Annotated in this window: 25 protein-coding genes and 1 pseudogene; 14 read left to right on the top strand and 12 right to left on the bottom strand. The window is 62.1% G+C overall.

The genetic code is table 11. The features are described 5' to 3' along the window. The 5 genes from E5W87_RS03920 to E5W87_RS03900 all read right to left on the bottom strand — a co-directional run. The coding region (locus E5W87_RS03920) for a VWA domain-containing protein (protein WP_292394215.1) at positions 1 to 2,143 on the bottom strand (2,143 nt) is incomplete at its 3' end. A 2-nt stretch (positions 2,144 to 2,145) separates the two neighbouring features. After that, a complete protein-coding gene (locus tag E5W87_RS03915) occupies positions 2,146 to 2,700 on the bottom strand; it encodes an RNA polymerase sigma factor (protein WP_292394230.1) in 555 nt (184 codons plus the stop codon). Positions 2,701 to 2,789: 89 nt separating this feature from the next. Continuing rightward, positions 2,790 to 3,521 (bottom strand): dienelactone hydrolase family protein, encoded by a 732-nt coding sequence (locus E5W87_RS03910; RefSeq protein ID WP_292394212.1) that lies wholly within the window; start codon positions 3,519 to 3,521, stop codon positions 2,790 to 2,792. Between the two features lie 107 nt (positions 3,522 to 3,628). Beyond that, positions 3,629 to 4,318 carry a hypothetical protein gene (locus E5W87_RS03905; protein ID WP_292394209.1) on the bottom strand — a complete coding sequence of 230 codons (690 nt, stop codon included), beginning with the start codon at positions 4,316 to 4,318 and terminating at the stop codon, positions 3,629 to 3,631. A gap of 89 nt (positions 4,319 to 4,407) precedes the next feature. Continuing rightward, positions 4,408 to 5,982, bottom strand: a complete 1,575-nt coding sequence (locus E5W87_RS03900; RefSeq protein WP_292394206.1) for a trimethylamine methyltransferase family protein — start codon at positions 5,980 to 5,982, stop codon at positions 4,408 to 4,410. Between the two features lie 271 nt (positions 5,983 to 6,253). Here E5W87_RS03900 and E5W87_RS03895 point away from each other — a divergent pair, with 271 nt between their 5' ends. After that, positions 6,254 to 6,952 carry a B12-binding domain-containing protein gene (locus E5W87_RS03895; RefSeq protein ID WP_095486700.1) on the top strand — a complete coding sequence of 233 codons (699 nt, stop codon included), beginning with the start codon at positions 6,254 to 6,256 and terminating at the stop codon, positions 6,950 to 6,952. Between the two features lie 109 nt (positions 6,953 to 7,061). Here the strand turns inward: E5W87_RS03895 and E5W87_RS03890 are convergent, their stop codons facing one another. Next, positions 7,062 to 7,274 carry a hypothetical protein gene (locus E5W87_RS03890; RefSeq protein ID WP_095486756.1) on the bottom strand — a complete coding sequence of 71 codons (213 nt, stop codon included), beginning with the start codon at positions 7,272 to 7,274 and terminating at the stop codon, positions 7,062 to 7,064. Positions 7,275 to 7,537: 263 nt separating this feature from the next. Further along, positions 7,538 to 7,678 (bottom strand): EncA/B family entericidin, encoded by a 141-nt coding sequence (locus E5W87_RS03885; protein ID WP_292394203.1) that lies wholly within the window; start codon positions 7,676 to 7,678, stop codon positions 7,538 to 7,540. Positions 7,679 to 7,735: 57 nt separating this feature from the next. Between E5W87_RS03885 and E5W87_RS03880 the strand changes: the two genes are divergently transcribed. Continuing rightward, positions 7,736 to 8,365, top strand: a complete 630-nt coding sequence (locus tag E5W87_RS03880) for a DUF1638 domain-containing protein (RefSeq protein ID WP_292394200.1) — start codon at positions 7,736 to 7,738, stop codon at positions 8,363 to 8,365. A gap of 8 nt (positions 8,366 to 8,373) precedes the next feature. On the opposite strand, the gene E5W87_RS03875 is transcribed toward E5W87_RS03880, so the two are convergent. Then, positions 8,374 to 9,297 carry an NAD(P)-dependent oxidoreductase gene (locus E5W87_RS03875; protein ID WP_292394197.1) on the bottom strand — a complete coding sequence of 308 codons (924 nt, stop codon included), beginning with the start codon at positions 9,295 to 9,297 and terminating at the stop codon, positions 8,374 to 8,376. A 124-nt stretch (positions 9,298 to 9,421) separates the two neighbouring features. Here E5W87_RS03875 and E5W87_RS03870 point away from each other — a divergent pair, with 124 nt between their 5' ends. The 10 genes and pseudogenes from E5W87_RS03870 (at position 9,422) to E5W87_RS03825 (ending at position 18,710) form a co-directional block, all read left to right on the top strand. Next, complete coding sequence (locus tag E5W87_RS03870) at positions 9,422 to 9,997, top strand: DUF4893 domain-containing protein (RefSeq protein ID WP_292394195.1); 576 nt, start codon at positions 9,422 to 9,424, stop codon at positions 9,995 to 9,997. Positions 9,998 to 10,098: 101 nt separating this feature from the next. Further along, a pseudogene (locus E5W87_RS03865) lies at positions 10,099 to 10,880 on the top strand (formyl transferase). A gap of 47 nt (positions 10,881 to 10,927) precedes the next feature. After that, a complete protein-coding gene (locus tag E5W87_RS03860) occupies positions 10,928 to 11,839 on the top strand; it encodes a fatty acid desaturase (protein WP_292394193.1) in 912 nt (303 codons plus the stop codon). A gap of 145 nt (positions 11,840 to 11,984) precedes the next feature. Next, positions 11,985 to 12,284, top strand: coding sequence for a virulence factor (locus tag E5W87_RS03855; protein ID WP_292394166.1), 300 nt, complete (start codon positions 11,985 to 11,987; stop codon positions 12,282 to 12,284). Beyond that, complete coding sequence (locus E5W87_RS03850) at positions 12,277 to 12,876, top strand: methylenetetrahydrofolate reductase C-terminal domain-containing protein (RefSeq protein WP_292394164.1); 600 nt, start codon at positions 12,277 to 12,279, stop codon at positions 12,874 to 12,876. Before E5W87_RS03855 ends, E5W87_RS03850 begins: the two co-directional genes overlap by 8 nt. After that, a complete protein-coding gene (locus E5W87_RS03845) occupies positions 12,873 to 13,964 on the top strand; it encodes a methylenetetrahydrofolate reductase (protein WP_292394227.1) in 1,092 nt (363 codons plus the stop codon). The genes E5W87_RS03850 and E5W87_RS03845 overlap by 4 nt, the downstream gene beginning before the upstream one ends. 79 nt (positions 13,965 to 14,043) lie before the next feature. Further along, a complete protein-coding gene (locus tag E5W87_RS03840; protein WP_292394162.1) occupies positions 14,044 to 15,024 on the top strand; it encodes a methyltetrahydrofolate cobalamin methyltransferase in 981 nt (326 codons plus the stop codon). After that, entirely contained in the window at positions 14,975 to 17,104 is a 2,130-nt protein-coding gene (locus E5W87_RS03835; RefSeq protein WP_292394224.1) for an ASKHA domain-containing protein, read from the top strand. Before E5W87_RS03840 ends, E5W87_RS03835 begins: the two co-directional genes overlap by 50 nt. A gap of 190 nt (positions 17,105 to 17,294) precedes the next feature. Then, positions 17,295 to 17,480 (top strand): hypothetical protein, encoded by a 186-nt coding sequence (locus E5W87_RS03830; protein ID WP_292394159.1) that lies wholly within the window; start codon positions 17,295 to 17,297, stop codon positions 17,478 to 17,480. A 246-nt stretch (positions 17,481 to 17,726) separates the two neighbouring features. Continuing rightward, a complete protein-coding gene (locus E5W87_RS03825) occupies positions 17,727 to 18,710 on the top strand; it encodes an alpha/beta hydrolase (protein WP_292394157.1) in 984 nt (327 codons plus the stop codon). A gap of 1 nt (position 18,711) precedes the next feature. Here E5W87_RS03825 and E5W87_RS03820 read toward each other — a convergent pair whose 3' ends face one another. Together E5W87_RS03820 and E5W87_RS03815 are read right to left on the bottom strand one after the other, a co-directional pair. After that, positions 18,712 to 19,611 (bottom strand): LysR substrate-binding domain-containing protein, encoded by a 900-nt coding sequence (locus tag E5W87_RS03820; protein ID WP_095486712.1) that lies wholly within the window; start codon positions 19,609 to 19,611, stop codon positions 18,712 to 18,714. A gap of 12 nt (positions 19,612 to 19,623) precedes the next feature. Beyond that, entirely contained in the window at positions 19,624 to 19,794 is a 171-nt protein-coding gene (locus tag E5W87_RS03815; protein ID WP_292394155.1) for a hypothetical protein, read from the bottom strand. Between the two features lie 38 nt (positions 19,795 to 19,832). Between E5W87_RS03815 and E5W87_RS03810 the strand changes: the two genes are divergently transcribed. After that, positions 19,833 to 20,021 (top strand): hypothetical protein, encoded by a 189-nt coding sequence (locus E5W87_RS03810; protein ID WP_127294378.1) that lies wholly within the window; start codon positions 19,833 to 19,835, stop codon positions 20,019 to 20,021. Positions 20,022 to 20,179: 158 nt separating this feature from the next. Here E5W87_RS03810 and E5W87_RS03805 read toward each other — a convergent pair whose 3' ends face one another. Continuing rightward, the gene (locus E5W87_RS03805; RefSeq protein ID WP_292394233.1) at positions 20,180 to 20,788 is read right to left on the bottom strand and encodes a hypothetical protein; all 609 of its coding nucleotides are present in this window, start codon (positions 20,786 to 20,788) and stop codon (positions 20,180 to 20,182) included. A gap of 45 nt (positions 20,789 to 20,833) precedes the next feature. On the opposite strand from E5W87_RS03805, the gene E5W87_RS03800 reads away from it, so the two are divergent. Continuing rightward, positions 20,834 to 21,772, top strand: coding sequence for a GlxA family transcriptional regulator (locus E5W87_RS03800; protein WP_367118789.1), 939 nt, complete (start codon positions 20,834 to 20,836; stop codon positions 21,770 to 21,772). Between the two features lie 48 nt (positions 21,773 to 21,820). On the opposite strand, the gene E5W87_RS03795 is transcribed toward E5W87_RS03800, so the two are convergent. Next, positions 21,821 to 22,577: DUF1194 domain-containing protein (locus E5W87_RS03795; protein WP_292394150.1), on the bottom strand; the 757-nt coding region annotated here is incomplete at its 5' end.

Genomic DNA, 22,577 nt, shown 5'->3' with positions numbered 1-22,577 from the left:
CTGCTGCCCGGGGAGCCGACCCGTTTGGGTACCGGTCCGAGTTCCTCTCGCTGGTGCGCCTTGCCTCGGCGCTCGGCGGTAACCGGTACCCAAACGGGTCGGCTCCCCGGGCAGCAGTGGCAATCTCCATGATCTTGTCGTAGCCGAACTTCCCGGTGGCATCCTCGTCGCGCAGCTTCTGGCCGAAGGCCGCGACGGCAATGGAGAAACGCTGGTCGGTGCTGGCCTGGTCAAAATTAGCCACTTCGTTGGCTGATGTCACCGGCGTGGTGATCAGCTTCGAGGCATCCTCGTTCGGCAACTTGTAGCGGATTTTTACGAAGGCATATTCGCCGGCATTGGCGACGCCGCCATTGTTCACCGAAGCCTGGCCGTAGCGCAGCGGATCGATCTTCTCGCCGCCGCTGTCCTTCGGCGTGATCTCATAGATCGCGGTGACCGAATGGCCGGAGCCGATCTCGCCGGCATCGACGCGGTCGTTGTTGAAGTCCTCGCGGTTCAAGGCACGGGTCTCATAGCCGATCAGCCGGTATTCCGAGACCTTTTGCGGGTTGAACTCGACCTGGATCTTCACGTCCTTGGCGATTGTGAACAATGTCGAGGACGCATCCTCGACCAGCACCTTCTCGGCCTCGGCCAACGTGTCGATGTAGGCGGCGGTGCCGTTGCCATTCTGGGCGATGGTCTGCATCATCTGGTCGTTCAGATTGCCGCGACCGAAGCCGAACACCGACAGGAACACCCCGGTCTTGCGCTCCTTTTCGATCAACCGCTTCAGATCGTCGTCGTCGGTCTGGCCGACATTGAAATCGCCGTCCGTGGCCAGCATCACCCGGTTGATCCCGTCCTTGACGAAGGATTTTTGCGCCAGCCGGTAGGCTTGTCTAATGCCCGCCTCGCCGGCCGTGCTGCCGCCGGGCGCCAAAGTGTCGATGGCGTTGAGTATCTTGTCCTTCTCCGAAACCCTGGTGGGCTCGAGGACAGTGCCGGCGTCACCCGCATAGGTGACGATCGAGACGGTGTCGTCAGGCTTGAGCTTGTTGACCAGAAGCCGGAAGGCCGATTGCAGGAGCGGCAGCTTGTCCTGCTCGTCCATGGAGCCCGACACGTCAATCAGGAACACCAGATTGGCCTTGGGCTGCTCGGCCGGCTTGGCGTCGAAACCCTTGATGGCGACATGCATCAGCTTGGTGTGCCCATTCCATGGGGTGGGCATAACGCTGACGGTCGAGTTGAACGGCGTCGAGGCCGAGTCTGGGCCTTTCCAGTCGTAGGGGAAGTAGTTGATCATCTCCTCGACGCGGACCGTGTCGGCCTGTGGCACAACACCTTCCCTGAGCGAACGCCGCACGAAGGAATAGGAGGCCGTATCGACATCGATCGAAAAGGTCGAGACCGGGTCTTCGAGCGCGGCACGCACCGGATTGGTCTTAAAATCCTCGACGCGGTCGCGGTTTTGCTCCGGCAGCGGCATCTGGTCAGCTGGTGCGGTCGAAGGCTGAGCCATCAACTTGGATTGGGCGACGGTACCGGGCACACGGCCAATCTGCGCGGCGCCATCGGCTGCGGGAGCCACGGTACTTGAACCGCCAGCCAGCGCCTCGCGAGGCGAGGGCTCGGGCGCATTGCGAGCCAGCATATCCTGCTGCACCAGGCCACCCAGCGCATTCGACTCGGGCTTCGGCGGCGATGCCGGCGCAAGCGCCTCGGCTGCGACGCGGCTTTCGGTGTCGGCATCGGCTTTCTTCCGCTTGTCGGCCTCGGCCACGGTGAGCGGCCTCACCGATGCCGGCGCTTTAGCCAGCGGTTTGTCGGCCAGCGTTTCGGTGATCTTCTCGTCCCCACCTGAATGGAACGGCTGCTCCTGTAGCATATAGATGGTGGCATATCCGGCGATCGGCAGGGCGACGAGCCCGGCAATGGCCGGGGTGGCGAAGAGCTTCTTTTGCATGATTTCACTCCAGAGCTTTTGTGCTCGCTCTGTGAGACGAAGCCCGTTCGCCGATCCTTGGGCGGCAGGTGAAGTTTTTTCGTCCAGGTCGTATGCGCGCATGGCGGCCTCGAAGGCACGCGCCTTTGCGTCGGTACCCGGTGCCGGTGCTGCGATATCGCGCAGTCTCTTGAGTTCGTTGTCGTCGACCATGATCACACTTCCCCGGCTGAACGCATGAGCGTCTTCAACCGTTTCTTCGCTTCATGGATGTGCCAGGAAACCGTCGCCTCCGAGATCGCCATCGCCTCGGCAACGGCAGCGTGGCTCAGCCCTTCACCATAGACGAGCAGCACTGCGTCGCGCTGCTTGCCCGGCAGCATCCGCACTGCCGCCCAGAGCGCCTCGGCCGGATCTTCAGGCTCGGCTTCTCCCGAGATCAGTGCGTAAGCGCCGTAGGCGTCGATCTTGACCGTCTCGCGGGCGGTCTTGCGCATCACGTCGCGTGCCGCATTCAGCGTCATGGTGTAGAGCCAGGTGGTGAAGGCGCCGCTGCCATGATAATCGCGGATCGCCCGGCCAAGCCGGACGCAAACTTCCTGGGCGATATCCTCGGCGTCGGCCTTTTTCCCGCACCAGCGATAGGCGGCGCGATAGACGAAATCATAGTGCCTTTCGAGCAATTTGCCGAAAGCCCCCCTGTCTCCGCCCTTCGCCCGCCCGATCAACTCGGCGTCGGAGGCTTCGCTTTCATCCAGCATCAGCGCCATCATTTGCCTGTTGGACGAAGGCTAATGGCGATTCCTTGGGATGATGGAAGGAAATTTTTGGAAGGCGGCCGATCGTGACGATCTGCGGCCTACCCCAACGTCTCCGCGAACAACGTCGCCAGCCGCTTCCAATGACGCTCGGCGCCGGTCGCATCGAAGACGCTGTGATCCGGCACGCACCAGCCATGCGCCATGTCGGCATAGTTCTCGATGACATGATCGACCTCAGCCGCGCGCAGCGCTTCGGCCAGCCGCGCTGCCTGTTCCGGCGGGAAATTTCTGTCCACGCCCGCAGTGCCGACATAGACCCGCGCCTTGATCGACGCAGCCTTCCGATGCGGGCTGTCGGCAGTATCGCACGCCAGATTGCCGCCATGGAAACTGGCGGCGGCAACGATGCGGCCGGGATAGGCCGCGGCAGCATTCAGCGCCCGCGCTCCGCCCATGCAATAGCCGACGGTGCCGACCGGTCCGGTCACGCCCTCGGCATCGAGCGCATTGAGGAAAGCGCCGCTGTCGCGGATGGTCATGTCCTGTGTCGTGCCGCTGAGGAGACCCGTGATGACGGCCTTGCGCTTCTCGTCACTGAACGCAGTCCTGGCCTCGAATGGACCGTAGGGCGCGTTGCGGTAGAAAAGGTCCGGGACCAATACCGCGTAATTGTCGCCTGCAAGCCGTTCCGCCATTTGGTCGAGCGCTGGCCGCGGGCCAAAAGCGTCCATATAGAGGATGATAGCGGCCTTGGCCGGGGCTGCCGAGCGGAACAGACCGGCTTTTGCCAAGCCGTCGCTGGTTTTGATCTGAATGTCCCGCTTCGCCATCGCCCACTCCTTTGACTTGTCGTGTGCGATACATATCCACGCAGGCCGTCGGGGCAAGTCGTAATGCGGCGACCCCTATTCAAGATTCCGTGCGGCATTCGGCGATGCTACAGACGCGCGAACGCCGCCATGTGAAAGGCCTGAACCTCTGGGGAATAGCGATAGGCCGTGCAATAGGGACAAGCGTTGCGGTCGAGACAACCGCCGGTGCGGCAAGGCGCGCCGTTCTGCCCACGCACATGCGCCAGACAAGCTTCATGTGCAAAACCATCCGCAGAATAAGCACCGACCGGACAGGATTTCAGGCAAGGTTTGTCGACACATGCATCGCAAAGGTGAATCACTTCGCGAGGTTCGTGAAGCGCAATCTCATCCTCGAACAGCAGCGCGCCGCGATAGGCGTGCCAGAGCCCGTATTGCGGATGCATGAGGATGCCGAGCGGCGACGGCCGCAAGCCCTCCGCTCGCATCGCCCATTGCTGGAACGGCAGATACGGCCTGTCGGACGGTGATATGGCGCGCGCGCCGAAGTCGTTCGCCACTGCGCCGATCACTTCGCGAGACCACGTATCGAGCGGATTCGCAATGGACTGTGGCTGTTTCTCCCGCCAGCGCAGGAAATGCGGCCATGGCGCGGCGCCCGCCTGCCCCACCATCAGCACGGATCTGGCGGCAGCACCGGAAAGACCGGAAGGTGCTTGCTCACGGTCTGCAAAATTGAAGCCGCTGCGCAGGATGAGGCCGTGGGCGGAAAGCGCAGCCGCTATATCTTCGATCCTGCTGCGCGCAGCAGTCATCCCTTCTTTTCCGGATCGGAGAAGGCGCTCCGCCAGACTTCCTTGTGGATGATGTTGGCGACTTTAGCCCCGCCTGACTCGGGCTCCTTTCAGGTGAAGGCGTCGGCCATCGACGCCTTCTTCCTGCCGATGAAGTCCTTCAGCCCGTCGTCGATACCCTGATCGAGATGCGGCGCCTCGTAGCTTTCCAGCCAGCGGCGTGCGAGTTCGTTGGCGCGCTGCGGCGCGGTTTTTTCGCCCTCGGCCAGCCACTGCTCGTAGGAATTGTTGTCGGCGATGTTGGAACGGTAGAAGGCGGTCTGGAAATTGGCCTGGGTGTGGTCACAGCCGAGATAGTGGCTGCCTGGACCCACCTGGCGGATGGCGTCCATTGCCTGGCCGTTTTCCGACAGGTCGACGCCTTCGGAGAACTTCTGCGTCATGCCGAGCTGGTCGATGTCCATCATGAACTTTTCGTAGCAGGAGGCGAGCCCGCCCTCGAGCCAGCCGGCCGAATGCAGCACGAAATTGGTGCCGGCGAGGATCGTCGAGTTCAGCGTGTTGGCGCTCTCATAGGCCGCCTGCGCGTCCGGGATTTTCGAGGCGCAGAGCGAGCCGCCGGTGCGGAACGGCAGGCCAAGCCGACGCGCGAGCTGCGCCGCGCCATAAGAGACCAGCGACGGCTCCGGCGTGCCGAAGGTCGGCGCGCCCGACTGCATCGAGATCGACGAGGCGAAGGTGCCGAACAGCACCGGTGCGCCCGGCCGGATCAGCTGCGTGAATGACGCGCCAGCCAGCACTTCGGCCAGAACCTGCGTCAGCGTGCCGGCGACCGTCACCGGGCTCATCGCGCCGGCGAGAATAAACGGGGTGACGATGCAGGCCTGGTTGTGGCGCGAATAAACCTTCAGCGCTCCCAGCATGGTTTCGTCGAACACCATCGGCGAGTTGGCGTTGATCAGGCTGGTCAGCACCGTGTTGTTCTCGACGAAATCGTCGCCGAACACGATCTTGGCCATCGCCACCGTGTCCTCGGCGCGCTCGGGTGCTGTGACCGAACCCATGAACGGCTTGTCCGAATATTTGATGTGGCTGTAGATCATGTCGAGATGGCGCTTGTTGACCGGCACGTCGACCGGCTCGCATACCGTGCCGCCCGAATGGTGGATCGACGGCGCCATATAGGCGAGCTTCACGAAGTTCCGGAAATCCTCGATCGTCGCATAACGCCTGACGCCATCGAGATCGCGCACGAAGGGCGGACCATAAACCGGCGCGAAGACGGTGGCATTGCCGCCGATCTGCACCGAACGTCCGGCATTGCGGGCATGCTGGGTATAGGTAGACGGCGCGGTTTTCAAAAGTGAGCGGCAGAGGCCCTTCGGGAAATGCACGCGTTCGCCCTTGACGTCGGCGCCGGCCTCTTTCCACAGCTGCAAGGCCTCGGCGTCGTCGCGAAAGATGATGCCGATCTCCTCCAGCACCGTGTCGGTGTTCTTCTCGATCAGCGCCAGCCCTTCCTCGTCCAGCACCTCATAGACGTTGATCTTGCGCTTGATGTAGGTGAGCTGGGTGCCGGGGCCGCCACCCGAGCGCGCTGCCCGCCGGGCAGCGGCACCACCGCTGGCGGCGCGTCCGCGCCGCGCGTTTGACGCTTCCTGGTCGACCGGCGCGTTCTCACTCATGATCGTTCTTCCCTGACTTTTGTTCTGGCATAATTATTACGGCCGCATATTGCGCCTTCTGGCCGGATCGTAGCCATGCACCCTATTCGAAACGGCCCGCCAGCGCCAACGCCTGTCGCAAAATCGACAAGAATTCCAATAGATTTGCGGTCGCTTTCCTTTTGCGGGAAGTCGCAAATCAGCTATGGACGTAGGCCCGTAGCGGGTTAGGTATTGACGTGATATTTGAGGCCCCGCAACTGTATCCGTGCGGCAAGGAGCTGGATTAAAAATGGCCGATGACGAGATCATCCTTTCCGAACTTTCCGACGACGAACTCGTGCAGCAGATGCACGACGACCTTTATGACGGACTGAAGGAAGAGATCGAGGAAGGCACCAACATCCTTCTCGAGCGCGGCTGGGCGCCTTACAAGGTCCTGACCGAGGCACTGGTCGAAGGCATGCGCATCGTCGGCGAGGACTTTCGCGACGGCATCCTGTTCGTGCCGGAAGTGCTGTTGTCCGCCAACGCGATGAAGGCGGGCATGTTCATCCTGCGTCCGCTGCTCGCCGCCACCGGCGCTCCTAAGCAGGGCAAGATGGTGATCGGCACCGTCAAGGGCGACATCCACGACATCGGCAAGAACCTTGTCGGCATGATGATGGAGGGCGCCGGCTTCGACGTCATCGACCTCGGCATCAACAATGCGGTGGAAAAATATCTCGACGCCATCGAGCAGCACCAGCCCGACATCATCGGCATGTCGGCGCTGCTGACGACGACCATGCCCTACATGAAGGTCGTCATCGACACGATGAAGGAAAAGGGCATCCGCGACGACTATGTCGTGTTGGTCGGCGGCGCGCCGCTCAACGAGGAATTCGGTAAGGCCGTCGGCGCCGACGCCTATTGCCGCGACGCCGCCGTGGCGGTCGAGACCGCCAAGGACTTCATGAAGCGCAAGCACAACGTCCGCGCTTCGGCCTGAGCTGACGAGGAGTACAGGAGCATAAGTACGGAAGCCCGTACTTATGCTGTGATACAGGCCGATGCGGTGCGTAGCGCCGCAAGCCTAGCGTTCGGGCGGGTTGAAACGCCTATTCTGACTCTTTTGCCTCTTCCTTTTTCAGGACCGGCGTGTCGGCAGTTGTCGTATTTGCGATGCTTGCGACTTTGGTTTGCTGATCTACGCTTGCAGCTTTGGTTTGCTGATCTACGGAAGCCGTCGTTTTGGTGTGGCCAACACATTCCGCTGCGGCGCCGGACACCGAAAGGCCCAGAGCGGCGACAACTAAGAGAGCGGTCTTCATCCTATGGCTCCTAGCTTCGTTGTTGAGGGTACTAGAAAAGGGTAACGGCATATCCCCTGCTCGAAAAGTCAACTTTTCGTGCCCGCCTGACGAAACAAGGCGGACAAGACGTCCGCGCTTCGGCCCGATCTCGGTGAATTCGGCATGCACAATAAATCGAGCCGCGCCTTGCAGCGCGGCTTTGTTGTTCCCAGATGTTACAAGGACTTAACGCGCATCGCTTGAACTATCTTGAGAGCGATGCGCTTTGGCGAGATTGCGGATCAGGGGTTCTCGACCGTGTCCTCAACCGCGTTGGCTGTCGATTTGACATCCTTGCCAACGCCACGGACGGTGTTGGCGCAGGCCGAAAGTGCCAGGGCGCAAGCGAAAATGGCAATGGGTGTAAGGCGCAATAGTTTCATGGACGGTGTCTCCCTCGTTCGATAGATTCGAAACAAATAGCAACGAAAACCGGTTCTATGAGCGCCGTGCAAAAACTACAACCCGATCAAGGCGACAGGCTGCTCGTCATCGCCTGCGGGATGATTGCGCGCGAAGTTCTGGCCGTCAAGGAGCAGCTGGGGCTCGATCATCTCGACCTGACCTGCCTGCCGGCGGAGTTCCATTTCTACCCGGACCGCATCGCACCGGCCATGGACAAGGCAATCGAGAAGGCCAAGGCGGACGGCTACAGAAACATCTTCGTCGGCTACGCCGACTGCGGCACCGGCGGCCTGCTCGACCGCGTCTGCGAGAAGCATGGCGTCGAGCGCATGGCCGGGCCGCATTGCTTTGCCTTCTACCAGGGCATGGACGCCTATGCGAAGGTCGCCGACGACGACATGATGTCGTTCTACATGACCGACTTCCTGTGCCGCCAGTTTGATGCCTTCTTCATGAAGCCGCTCGGCCTCGACAGGCATCCGGAGCTGATTAAAGACTATTTCGGCAATTACGAGAAGCTGATCTATATCGCCCAGACCGACGATCCGGAACTCGACAAGGTCGCCGAGAAGGCCGCGAAAATGCTCGGTCTCGCCTATGAGCGCCGCTCGACCGGCTATGGCGACCTGACGACGGAACTGGCCAGCGCCGCGGCACCTGCCTGACCGTTCGATCAGGCGGCCCCCTCTTCCGCTGCGAGCGCGGCAAGCACATCGGCAAAGCTCGTCTTGCAGAAGAAGCCCAGCCTGTCCTTTGCCCGCGAGGCGTCGTAGACGCGGTCGATCGAGGAAAACATGGTCCAGCCTTTCCGCGCATAGAGCGCCGGAAATTCCGGAAAATAACGCGCGACGACGGACGGTGCGTCGGCGATCAATGCCTCGCAATCGTCGGGCCGGAACGGCGTTGGCGCCGAGACGATGAAGATGTCGAAGCCCAGCTGTGGCGCCTTCTCGAGCGCCGCGACATGAGCCTCGGCGGCATCTTCCACGGTCAGCCGGCGAAACAACAGCTCATTGGCCTTGGTGTTGGCATCCGACTGCTCGATCGCATGAGCCATATCGTCGGCTTCGGGAAAGAAGCGCGCCGTGCGCAGCACGACCACAGGCAGGCGGTGCTCGATGTGGTACAGACGGCAAAGATGTTCGGCCGAAAGCTTCGTGACGCCGTAGATGTTGCGCGGCTCGGGCGACATGTCTTCCGTCAGCCAGGCGGCCTTGCGCGCACCGCCGGTCAAGCCGGCGCGTATGGCTTTCGAGATCAACAGCGAGGTCGTCGACGTGAAGACGAAGCGCTGAACGCGTGATACCACCGCCGCGTCGAGCAGGTTGAGCGTGCCGCACACATTCGTCTCGATGAAATCCTCATTGCGTTGGTGTTCGATGTCAGGCTTGTGCAGCGCGCCGCTGTGGATGATCGCCTCGATGTGGTTTTCGCTGACCGTCCGCATGACCAGGTCACGGTCGGCGACCGAGCCGATCACCTGCGTTTGCGCCGACGGGACGGGATCGAGGCCCACGACGTCATGGCCAAGGGCCTGCAGGCGCGGCGCGAGTGCGCTGCCCAGCCAGCCTGACGATCCCGTAAGCAATATCCGCATCGGCGAAACCAAGATTTTTAACCTGACCGCTGTTAAGCACGGATGACAGGCCGCTGCGAACGGGTAAGTTGTATGCCAAACGAGAAAAACAGGCTGTTCCAGCTATCGACTAGGAAACCCACCGATGATCGCTCGCCTCTTGATTGCCGCAGCAGGCGTTGTCTGTTTCGCCCTGCCCGCACTCGCCGATGGCGAGGTGCAGAAGCTGATCACGTCTGCCGACCAGGTGCGGCTCGACAAATATGACGAGACACGCAAGGCAGCCCTTGATGAAGCCAAGGCCGGCGATGCCGCCGAGGTCAATCAGCTCGACGCCTTGCTGGCAAAGCCGCTGGTCTCGTTTTCCGACAAGGACCTGACCGGCAACTGGCAATGCCGCACCATCAAGGCTGGTGGACTGAGCCCGCTCGTCATCTACGGCTGGTTCAAGTGCAAGGTGAGCGACGATGGTTCGGGCTGGATGCTGGAAAAAATCACCGGCTCCCAGCGCACCAAGGGCCGTTTCTTCGACGACGGCGAAAAGCGCTCGATCTATCTCGGCTCCTTCTCCGTCAACAACGATCCCGCGAAACCCTATGGCAGCGGCCCGCAAAGCGATCAGGTCGGCTACGCCTTTCGCAACAGCGCCAACGAATGGCGCATCGAGTTCCCGGCGCCCTATCGCGAATCCAAGCTCGACATCCTTGAGCTCAGGCGCTGAGCCTGCGCTCTGACACCCAAGCCGATCACCAAGGGTTAACCCGGGCGGTCTAGCATCCAGCGCTCTAAGACCATGTCTTTACGGGCGGCACGTCGCAAACCATGCAATCCCAGAAATCAAACCTGCCGCCGATCGTCGTCGTCACCGAAGGCGGACCGCATATCTGGGCGATCGTCAACGCATCACTGACCGGCTGGGTCCCGTCAACGTCATCCTCGAAAGCCCTGAATCCAAAAAGCAATTGCTGCTGGGGCGTGCCCGCCGCCAAGGCTGGTTACAGGCCATCGGGCAGCTCGGCACGATGGTGCTGACACGGCTCGGCAAGCGGTTTTTCGCCGGGCACGCAACACGGATCATCGCCGAACAGAAACTGCAGACGGAATCAAAGCCCGGACAAGCGATCATCCACGTTCCCTCAGCCAATGCGCCGGAGTGCCTGCAGGCGATCGCGGATATCCAACCCGGCGTCGTGCTGCTTGCCGGCTGCCGCCTGCTGTCGAGGCAGACGCTGGCGAAGATGCCTTGTCCGGTCCTCAATTATCATGCCGGCATCGCTCCGAAGTATCGCGGCATGAATGGCGGCTACTGGGCGTTGGTCTCCGGCGATGCGGAGAACTTCGGCACCACCGTGCATTTGGTCGACGCCGGCGTCGACACCGGCGGCGTGCTGCGGCAGGTGCGCGGCAAGCCTGGCCCGGGCGACACCATTTCAAGCTATGCGTTGCGGCAGGCGGCGTTCTCACGCGACATCTGCGTCGAGGCGGTCAGGGACGCGCTGGCCGGCAAGCTTGCCACCTCAGATCCCGGCCTGCCTTCGAAACAATGGTATCATCCGACGATCTGGTCCTATCTCTGGACCGGCGTAAAAACCGGCGTCTGGTAACCAGCGCCAATTTACCGGACAGCGCCTCGGCGATAAGCTTGGCCCCCATGAGCGAAATCGACCACCGCACCATCATCGCCGGTCTGTCGGTCGAGGATCGTCGCGACCTCACCGCCAAGCTGGATAGGCCCGGCATTGTCCGGCTGGCTGTCCATGGCGGACTGGTTGTCGTACTGGGCGCGCTGATCGTCGCCCGCATCCCGTTCTGGCCCATTCTTATGCTGCCGCAGGGGATCCTGATCGTCTTCTTCTTCACGCCGTTGCACGAGACCATCCACGAGACCGCCTTCAGGACGCCGTGGCTCAATCGCGCCATCGCCACCGTGACCGGTCTCCTGATCTTGCTGCCGCCGGCATGGTTCCGCTATTTCCATTTCGCGCACCACCGTCACACGCACGATCCGGACAATGATCCCGAACTGATGGCGCCGAAACCGGAGACCATAGTCCAGTACCTGCGTTATCTCTCCGGCGTCCCCTACTGGACCAGCATGGCGCGCGTGATCGTCGTCAACGCGGCAGGCCGCAACCGCGACGGCTTCGTGCCGGAAAAGGGCCGCGACAAGGTGACTTCGGAAGCACGCTCATTCCTGATCGCCTATGCGTTGCTGCTGGTGGCCTCGCTGGCCGCGCAGTCGGCGCTGCTGCTGTGGATCTGGATTGTGCCGGTGCTCGTCGGCCAGCCGTTTTTGCGGGCTTATCTGCTGGCCGAGCACGCACTGTGCCCGCATGTCGCCAACATGCTCGAAAACACCCGCACTACCTTTACCACAAGGCTGGTGCGCTTCGTGGCATGGAACATGCCGTACCACGCCGAGCACCATTCCTATCCGGCCGTTCCCTTTCACCGTCTGCCGCGTTTCCATCAGATCGTTGCGGAACATCTGCGCACGACCGAGCGAGGCTATGTCCGCTTCCACAGGAAGCTCGTCGGCAGCTTCGATCGCCGCGCCGGCTGATCCTTATCAGCCCAAATATCGAAAACTCTCACCTTTCCTTTTACGTCCGCCAATTGCGTCGCTTTTGAATGCACGCGCGTCGTCCCATAACAAGCGGCCCAACAGCGCTTCCGGCAATGCTCGGAACACGAGGAGTAAGAAATTCATGGCCGATCTGATCGTCGTTTACTGGCGCGACATCCCCGCCCAGGTCATCGTCAAGAAAGGCCGGCAGAACGCCAAGCGCGAACTGCCGCTGCGCTTTACCGAGGCGATCGACATGTGCGCGATGCGCACCGGCGCCGGCGGCACCGACGACTACCTGGCCGAATGGCGCAAAGCCGACCCCGTGCCGGTCAGCGACGATCTTGAAGGCGAGGCTGAAAAAGCCTTTCAGGACATCGACGCGAAATACGACCGCGAGCGGCTGGTCGCTCTGGTCAAGGCGGGCGGAAAAGATGTCTGAAACGACCCCGGCGGTTACCCAGGCCACTCTGGTCAAGAAGGCAGCGCCGAAATCCGATTACAAGCCGGCTGATGTGTCGCCGCAGCGGCGCGTGCAACGCTCGTTCGCGGTCAGGCTGTGGTCCGTGCGGCATTCGCGATTGCTCGAATGGTTCTACGCCAGGTTCGCCGACATGTTTCTGCTCCTACATCCGCTGTGGAAGGGCATCGGTTACGGCCGCGTCGAAGGGCCGATCAAATTCGTAGAAAAACGCGTCAAGGGTTTTATGTTCGACTGCCGCATGTGCGGCCAGTGCATTCTTTCTTCCACCGGCATGTCGTGCCCGATGAATTGCCCCAAGCAATTGCGCAACGGTCCTTGCGGCGGTGTGCGCGCCAACGGCAATTGCGAGGTCGAGCCTGATATGCCCTGCGTCTGGGTCAAGGCCTGGGAAGGCTCACGCAACATGAAGCATGGCGACAAGATCCTCGACGTACAGAAGCCGGTCGACCAGTCGCTGCGGGAAACCTCGGCATGGCTGCGGGTGACAGCACAGGCTGCCGCCGCGCGCGAAGCCGCCCGCAATGCTCCGAATACCGGGGTATCGACATGATCGGCCGCCAGCGCGACGAGAACCCGGCCGGCATTCATCTGCCGCTTGAGCCCCTGCCCGGCCACACGTCGCGAGGACGCTTGGAGCGCGTCCTGAGGCGCGGCGAGTTCGCGGTGACCACCGAGCTCAACCCGCCCGACAGCGCCGATCCGGAAGATGTCTACAACCGCGCCAAAATCTTCGACGGCTGGGTCGACGCCATCAACGCCGTCGACGCGTCGGGCGCCAACTGCCACATGTCGTCGGTCGGGATCTGTGCGCTGCTGACCCGCATGGGCTATGCCCCGATCATGCAGATCGCCTGCCGCGACAGGAACCGCATCGCCATCCAGGGCGACGTGCTGGGCGGGGCGGCGATGGGCGTCGCCAACATGCTGTGCCTGACCGGCGACGGGGTGCAGGCCGGCGACCAGCCCGGCGCCAAGCCGGTGTTCGATCTCGACTGCATGTCGCTCTTGGAAACCTGCCGCATCATGCGCGACAACGGCAAATTCCTGTCCGGCCGCAAGCTGACGACGCCGCCGCAGCTTTTCCTCGGCGCGGCAATCAACCCTTTCGCGCCGCCGATCGATTTCCGCCCCTATCGGCTGGGCAAGAAGATCGCCGCCGGCGCCCAATTCGTGCAAAGCCAATACTGTTTCGACGTGCCGATGTTCCGCACCTACATGCAGCAGATCCGGGATCTCGGTTTCACGGAAAAATGCTTCATCCTGTGCGGCGTCGGGCCGCTGGCCTCGGCCAAGACCGCCAAATGGATCCGCTCCAACGTGCCGGGCATCCATATCCCCGATTCGATCGTCAAGCGGCTGGAAGGCGCCCAGGATCAGAAGAGGGAAGGCAAGCAGCTCTGCATCGACATCATCAACGAGGTGAAGGAAATTCCCGGCGTTTCCGGCGTCCATGTGATGGCCTATCGCCAGGAGGAATATGTCGCCGAGATCGTCGATGAATCGGGCGTGCTGAAGGGCCGCCAGCCCTGGAAACGCGAAATCCGCCGCGACGACCAGCTCGTCGCCGACCGGCTCGACCACATATTGCACGACGAGATCACCGAAACCCAGGTGGATATGGTCAAGACCGCGCATTGACGGCGCGGACGGCCACCATTCGCTTGATCGAAATCAGAAACGATATAAAGAAGTCTTTATATCACGACGGAGAGATTTCATGACCCGGACGATCGTCGCCTCGGCGACACGAGAAATCATCATCGGCTTCGACCAGCCCTTCTGCGTGATCGGCGAACGCATCAATCCGACCGGGCGCAAGAAGCTCGCCGCCGAAATGATCGCGGGCAATTTCGACACCGTCATCAGAGACGCCCTGGAACAGGCCGCCTGCGGCGCGACCATGCTCGACGTCAATGCCGGCGTCACCTCGGTCAACCCGAACGAGACCGAACCAGGCCTGCTGGTGCAGACGCTGGAGATCGTGCAGGGACTGGTCGACCTGCCGCTGTCGATCGACAGTTCGGTGACCGCCGCGATCGAGGCGGCGCTCAAGGTCGCCAAGGGCCGGCCGCTGGTCAACTCCGTCACCGGCGAGGAGGAAAAGCTCGAGGCGATCCTGCCGCTGGTCAAGAAATACAACGTTCCGGTTGTCGCCATCTCTAACGACGAGACCGGCATTTCGATGGATCCGGACGTGCGCTTCGCCGTCGCCAAGAAGATCGTCGAGCGTTGCGCCGATTTCGGCATTCCAGCGCACGATGTGGTCGTCGACCCACTGGTCATGCCGATCGGCGCGCTTGGCGATGCCGGCCGCCAGGTCTTTGCGCTCCTGCGCCGCCTGCGCGAAGAACTCAAGGTCAACACCACCTGCGGCCTGTCAAACATCTCGTTCGGCCTGCCGCACCGCCACGGCATCAACGCTGCCTTCATCCCGATGGTGATCGGCGCCGGCATGACCTCTGCGATTATGAACCCGGTGCGTCCGCAGGAGATGGAAGCGGTGCGCGGCGCCAATGTGCTGAACGGCACCGACGAGAACTGCACCAACTGGATCAGGACATACAAGGACTACAAGCCGGCCGAAGGCGGCCAGGCGATCGCGGCGCCCACGCAAGTCAATGCGCCGGGCGAAGGCAATGGCAATGGCAATGGCGGCCGCCGGCGCGGCGGCCGTGAAGCCCGTATGGCCCGAGGATAAGCGCGCAATCGTGAACTCTCCTGCCAACATCACGGATCCGCTCGTGCTGTTCATGCCGTCGGGCAAGCGCGGGCGGTTTCCGGTCGGCACACCGGTGCTCGATGCCGCGCGCCAGCTCGGCGTCTATGTCGAGAGCGTGTGCGGTGGACGCGCCACTTGCGGGCGCTGCCAGGTCGAGGTGCAGGAAGGCAACTTCGCCAAGCACAAGATTGTTTCCTCCAACGACCACATCTCGCCCAAAGGCGCCAAGGAAGAGCGCTACGAACGCGTGCGCGGCCTTCCAGAACGGCGCCGCCTGTCCTGCTCGGCGCAAATCCTTGGCGACCTCGTTGTCGATGTGCCGCAGGACACGGTCATCAACGCGCAGACCATCCGCAAGGACGCCGACACCAGGGTTATCGCCCGCGATTCGGCAATCCACATGTGCTATGTCGAGATCGAAGAGCCCGACATGCACAATCCATCAGGCGATCTCGATCGCCTAAAGATCGCGCTGATGAAGGACTGGGGGCTCAAGAGCCTCGATTTCGATTTCCATCTTTTGCCGCAGGTGCAGGGCATATTGCGCAAGGGCAACTGGACCGCGACCGCCGCCATCCACAAGGACGCCGAGAGCGAGACCGCGCGGGTCATCTCCTTGTGGCCAGGTCTCAAGAACGAGGCCTACGGGCTTGCCTGCGATATCGGCTCGACCACCATCGCCATGCATCTGGTGTCGCTGCTGTCGGGCCGCGTCGCGGCCTCGTCGGGCACGTCGAACCCGCAGATCCGCTTCGGCGAGGATCTGATGAGCCGGGTTTCCTATGTGATGATGAACCCGGACGGCCGCGAGGGCATGACCGTCGCGGTGCGCGAGGCGATCTCGGGTCTCGTCGATAAGGTTTGCGCGGAAGGCAACGTCCAGCGCAACGACATCCTGGATTCCGTCTTCGTCGGCAATCCGATCATGCATCATCTGTTCCTCGGCATCGACCCGACCGAACTCGGCGGCGCGCCCTTCGCGCTGGCCGTCTCGGGCGCTGTGCACATCAAGGCGTCGGATATCGGCCTGAAGCTCAACCAGGGCGCCAGGCTCTATATGCTGCCTTGCATTGCCGGCCATGTCGGCGCCGATGCGGCTGCGGTGACATTGTCGGAAGGGCCGCATCGCCAGGACGAGATGATGCTGATCGTCGACGTCGGGACCAATGCCGAGATCGTGCTCGGCAATCGCCAGCGGGTCGTGGCGGCCTCCTCGCCCACCGGCCCCGCCTTCGAGGGCGCGGAAATCTCCGGCGGCCAGCGCGCCGCGCCCGGCGCCATGGAGCGCGTCCGCATCGATCCCGACACGCTGGAGCCGAAATACCGGGTTATCGGCTCGGAACTCTGGTCCGACGACCCCGGCTTCCTCGACAGCGTGCAGGCAACCGGCGTCACCGGTATCTGCGGCTCCGGCATCATCGAGGTGGTCGCCGAGATGTATCTGGCCGGCATCATCTCCGAGGACGGTGTCGTCGACGGCAGCCTCTCCGCCCGGTCGCCGCGCGTCACTGCCAGTGGCCGTACCTTCTCCTATGTGCTGAAGGAAGGCGAGCCCAGGATCACCATCACCCAGACCGATGTGCGCGCCATCCAGCTTGCCAAGGCGGCCCTTTATGCCGGCACCAAGCTGTTGATGGAAAAGCAGCACACCGATCATGTCGACCGCATCCACTTCGCCGGCGCCTTCGGCTCCTTCATCGATCCGAAATACGCCATGGTGCTGGGACTGATCCCGGACTGTGACCTCGACAAGGTCTCGGCCGTCGGCAATGCCGCCGGCGCCGGTGCGCGCATGGCGCTCTTGAACCGCGGTTATCGCCGCGAGATCGAGGAAACGGTGAGCCGGATCGAGAAGATCGAGACCGCGCTGGAGCCGAAATTCCAGGAGCATTTCGTCTACGCCATGGCGCTGCCGAACAAGGTCGACCCGTTCCCGAAACTGTCGGCGGCGGTGAAGCTGCCACCACGCAAGACGGTCAGCGAGGACGGCATTGCCGGCGATGCCGCCCCGCGGCGGCGTTCGCGCGAAGGCCACGCGGCGCGGCGCGGGCGGGGGTAACATCCCGCCGGCGAAAGCTGCATTTCGCCCTCATTCTCGTTTGCACGCAAATGTTTCCGGATCAGCCCAAACTGAAACAAGGCACTGTTTTCGTGAAATCCACCAGATACATGTGCGGCGCATTTAACCGGCATCGAACGGCAGGCAGGAAATAACTTTCAGCCGCCGCAGCACTCCAAAGGAGATGAAGATGTCGATGTTCGAAAGCCTCGGCCGCCATGGTATGGCCATCAGGAACGCACACAAAAGGAACAGGTCCGTCCGGGCCCTGAACAGTCTGCCGCCCGAAATTCAGAGGGACATCGGCTGGCCCGTGTCGCCGCGCGAAGATCCGCAGGTCACCTTCTCGGCCCTGCTTCTGGGTTCGGCGCGCTGATGACCTTCGCCGACAAATGCAAGCTGCTGGCCAAGCGCCGGAGCCGTCATGCGGCTCCGGCGGCAAACGACAATCGGCTGCGCGCCGCACTGCTGCCCCGGCGCTGAGCCATGACTAGATGCTGGCCTTGCCAGCCAGATCACACCGCCGTGTTGAGACCGCGCGAATCTTGACATTTTGGGCAAAGGCACGATCTTCGATAGCGGGGGTTCTCTTAGTCGGCTCAGCCGAAGTCCGTGTGTCCGCATGCCCAGCCTCAAAAGCCACGTCGTGTCCTTTGTCCTCAGGCACAGCCGCAAGCAGGCTTTTTCCAGCCCGGAAAATCTGCAGCGCTGGATCGCCTATGCGCGCAAGACAGAGGACCACCAGCCGCCCGCCTCGCTGCGATCGCGTTTCGACGTCACGACGCGCGGTATTGACGGATTTCCCGTCTACGAAATCGCGCCAAGGGCCGGCGAGCGAAAGCGTATCCTCTACCTGCATGGCGGCGCCTATGTCTTTCAAATCACGTCCTATCACTGGGGACTGATCGCCGATATGGCCGACCGGCTGGGCTTCGGCATCACCGTGCCGATCTATCCCATTGCTCCCGAACACGATTTCCACGCCATGTTCGGCATGGTCGGCAAGGTCTACCGGCAAATGCTCGACGAGGCGGAAGCGCAGGACATCGTCTTCATGGGCGATTCCGCCGGCGGCAACATGGCCGTGGTGCTGACCATGATGGCCGCGGAAGACGCCCAGCCCTTACCGTCGCGCCATGTGCTGATTTCGCCCGGCCTCGACTTGTCGCTCGCCAACCCCGAAGTGTTCGAGGCGGAACGCTACGATCCATGGCTGGGAATTCCGGGCGGGCTGGAGGCAGTCCGGCTCTACAGTGCCGGCATAAATCCCAGTGACTGGCGCATCAGCCCGCTTTACGGCGACCTCTCGGTGTTGCCGAAAACGCTGCTTCTGACCGGTTCACGCGATATGCTAACCCCCGACAATCTGATCTTCGCGCAAAAGGCCCGTGCCGCCGGTGTCGAGATAGAGGTCGTGCACGAGCAAGGCATGTTCCATGTCTGGCCACTGATCGACATGCCGGAAGCGCGGCGCGCGCGGGACAGCATCGTGACGTTCTTGACCAGCGACACCGAAAGCTATCACGCCAAAGCCGGCGAATTGGCGCTGCAAAGGACAGGTCGTGGCGCCCCCGCTCACAACCTGGCTGCGCCGTCCAGGTCCTAGATCAGAACTTTCCGGTCTCCCTGAACACCTCGAAGGTCGCACGGATGTGGTCGGCGACCGCCTTCACCGGCGCGCTGGCGTCCGGCGCCACGACCATGGCCAGATTGTAGGTGCCGATATCCGGCATGCCGTCCTTCGGGCAAAGCTCAACCATCTCGCTGCCGAGGAACGATTTCGGTAGCGGCGCCACCGCGAGGTCGGACATGATCGCAGCGCGCTGGCCGGCCGTATGCGCGCTCATATAGGCGACGCGATAGTTGCGGCCCTCACGGCCGAGCGCTTCGAGTGCCCCGGCCCGCCAGGCGCAGCCCTCTTCCCACAATGACACCGGCAACGGCTCGCGCAGATGCGCGCAGCCGCCCTTAGCGCCGGCCCACACGATCGGCTCGGTGAGCAGCACTTCGGCGCCGAGCGCGCTGGTCTTATAGGAATTGGTGAGTAGCGTGATGTCGAGCGCCCGGTCGTCCATGCGCCGGCGCAGATTGATGCTCTGGTCTATGGTGACGTCAACCGCGATCGAGGGATGCGACTGCGCAAAACGCTTCAGCACATGCGGCAGCACGCGCTCGCCATAATCGTCCGGCGAGCCCAGCCGCACCACCCCGACGATATCGGGGATGATGAACTTCGACACCACCTCGCGGTTGATCGACAACAGCCGGCGGGCGTAGCCGAGCAGCATCTCGCCATCCGTGGTCAGCGTCACCGAGCGCGCGTCGCGCGCGAACACGGAGCGACCAAGAATGTCCTCCAGCTTCTTGATCTGCATGGAAACAGCCGACGGCGTGCGGAAGACGGCATTGGCCGCGGTGGTGAAACTGCCGGTCTCGGCGATCGCCACGAAGGTGCGCAAAACGTCGAGATCAAGCAGCGGCAACGGATGATTGAGTGGGGCGTTCATCGGGATCGACCTTCAATTTTTCTGATGCAAACCATCATTCCATTTCGTTTGATTGAACATCACTTTGGGAGGATAGTCAACTCCATCGAAGGCAGACGTACCGAAGGCCGCCTTGAAACGACGGTGACATTGATCTGCAATCGACACGAAATGAAGCTGAAACAAACCTGAAGTAGCGCTCATACGGGGCAAACTCCCGGCCCAACGCAAAGGAGAATGAAATGTCCATCCTGTCATCCATCGGCCGCATCGCGACCGAATTCAGCGCGGCCCGCGCCCGCTACCAGACCGAACGCGCCATCCGCTCTCTGCCGATCGAACTGCAGAAGGATATCGGCTGGCCCGAAGCCGCCGACACCAAGACCAGCACTCGCTACGGCGTCGGATCCTGGGCTGGTGGAGCAAAATAGATCGTGTGTATTCAAAGCTGAAGGCCTGCCGCGCAGACGCTGCCCGGCAGGCCTTTTTATTTGTAGTCAAATGACTTTCCGAGCCATGTCGCCGCTGCATGGCGCATATGAACGGGCTGCATAGCAGCCGACATTTCGAACTAACGCCTTGTAAGTGATCATAAATCTTGGGCGGAATGCCCAAATATGTCGCATTCCGTGTCGCTTTTCATATCAAGTGCTTCGCTTTTGCGATTTAGTTTCCCCTCACGTAAGCCTATATCAGCGCCAGCAAACGAGCTGCCCCACTCCATCAAGCGAAGGCGACCCGTCTGAGCAACCGAATGGAGATGATCATGAAGCTTTTTGCCCGCCTTTTCGCTCGCCGTGAAATGAACCTGACGACCGCGCTCGAGCGCCAGCGCCTTGCCAACACCATGCCCGGCCAGACCGGCGCCATGGCCGCCGCGCGCCTCGGTTTCGTCGCCTGATCTGACAAGCTCGCAAGCAGCGCGCCGCTGCCTCGCATCACGCCGCTTCGGTCTTGCCGAGGCGGCGTTTTTTGTCATGCGCCGACCACATGCGGCATGTTTTGCTGAATCCGGCAGCATGTTGGGTCCGTCACCGCATAGCGATTGCCCATTTGCGACCCATGTCGCAAATAAAGTCTTTCCGTTGCCACCTAGCCGATTGACAGGAAAGGTTTTTCCTGATGTCGCTATGCTGATCGCGACATCCTGTTCGCGCCATTGCAGCGTGAGGGCTACCCTGTGAACGTCGTAAATCATCCGATCAGGCGATCGTTTGTATTCTTCCTGGTCCCCGATTTCACCATGATCGCCTTTGCGACGGCGCTCGATCCGTTGCGCTCGGCCAACCGGATGCTCGGCTATGAGGCCTATCGCTGGCGACTCGCCAGCATCGACGGCAAGCCGGTGCGCGCCTCGAACGGGGTCGAATGCGCCGTCAACACCTCGCTGGAGGATGAACGCAAGAAGATGTCCGGAGCGGAGCGGCCGAACATGGCGGTCGTCTGCAGCGGCATCAATGTCGAGCGCTACCAGAACAAATCGGCCTTCGCCTGGCTGCGCGAGGAATACAACCGCGGCGTCGCCCTCGGCGGCCTGTGCACTGGCGCACACATACTGGCCGCCGCCGGCCTGTTATCCAACAAGCGCTGCGCTATTCATTGGGAGAACCTGCCGGGCTTTTCCGAGGCGTTCCCGAAGGCCAATGTGTTTGCCGACCTCTTCGAGATCGACCAGAACATCTACACCTGCGCCGGCGGCACTGCGGCGCTCGACATGATGCTGAAGCTGATCGGCGACGATTTCGACGACAATCTCGTCAACCGGGTCTGCGAGCAAGTGCTGACCGACCGCGTGCGCAGCCCGACCGATCGCCAGCGCCTGCCGCTGCGCGCGCGCCTTGGCGTGCAGAACTCCAAGGTGCTGACCATCATCGAATTGATGGAAGCAAACCTGTCCGAGCCGCTGTCGCTGATCGAGATCGCCGATCATGTCGACCTGTCACGCCGGCAGATCGAGCGCCTGTTCCGCACCGAGATGGGCAGGTCCCCTGCCCGCTACTATCTGGAAATCCGGCTCGATCGGGCCCGGCACTTGCTGATCCAATCATCGATGCCGGTGGTCGAAGTGGCGGTCGCTTGCGGCTTCGTCTCCGCCTCGCATTTCTCCAAATGCTACCGCGAGCTCTATGCGCGCTCGCCGCAGCAGGAGCGGGTCGATCGCAAGCAGTTGCTGGCCGCGTAAACAGCCAACATCTTGCGCGCGTAGCCTCTGGCTGGGAGCGCTTGAAATCTAGCGGCTGTCGTACATCCAGCTTCGGTCACGCCACATTTTTTCGCCGACCTGGCAGTCGGTGGCCGGCTTGTCTTGCGCCAGCACCACCGGCGGATGTGCCGCTTCGTCCGCCGCCCACTGCGGGGACACAGGCCCGGCAAGCTCGAGCACCAGCTTGCGACGGATCGCTTCGGGAAACTGCGTCCACTCATTAACCGGAATCATAAACGCGCCGGGCCCACCGATGACGCAGTCGGTGTAGTAGCGGTCGAGATAGTTTACGTCGTAGACGCTGGTGAAGCCGCTTCGGGTCATCAGCGGCAGGCCGTTGATGGTGATGCCTTGCTTGACCAGCCCGTCACGGACCATGTCGACGGGAGCACCTTGATTGTTGGGGCCATCGCCTGAAATGTCGATGACGCGCTTGACGCCCTGAAAGCCGCTTTCGGCGAAGAGATCGCTGCCGAACTGCAAGGCACCGGAAATCGAGGTGCGCCGGGCGCTGTTGGGCGCATGGGCGGAGAGCTGCTCGACGACCCGCTCGGCGTCGGCACGATTGGCGATCACCGTCCACGGCACGATGACATGCTGCCAGGTCGTGCCGGCCCATTCGACGTAGGTGACGGCAATCTTGCCATAGGCGCCATCGGCGATAACCTGCAGTACCGTGTCGTGCGTCAGCGCCGCCACATAGCCGCGACGCTGGATTTCGAGCTCGGCTGGCGACATCGAAAGCGAAACGTCGACCGCCAGCACCAGTTCGATGTCGACCGGC

The sequence above is a fragment of the Mesorhizobium sp. genome (genome assembly GCF_004962925.1).
GTDB lineage: Bacteria > Pseudomonadota > Alphaproteobacteria > Rhizobiales > Rhizobiaceae > Mesorhizobium.
This window is presented reverse-complemented; position numbering and strand designations above follow the sequence as displayed.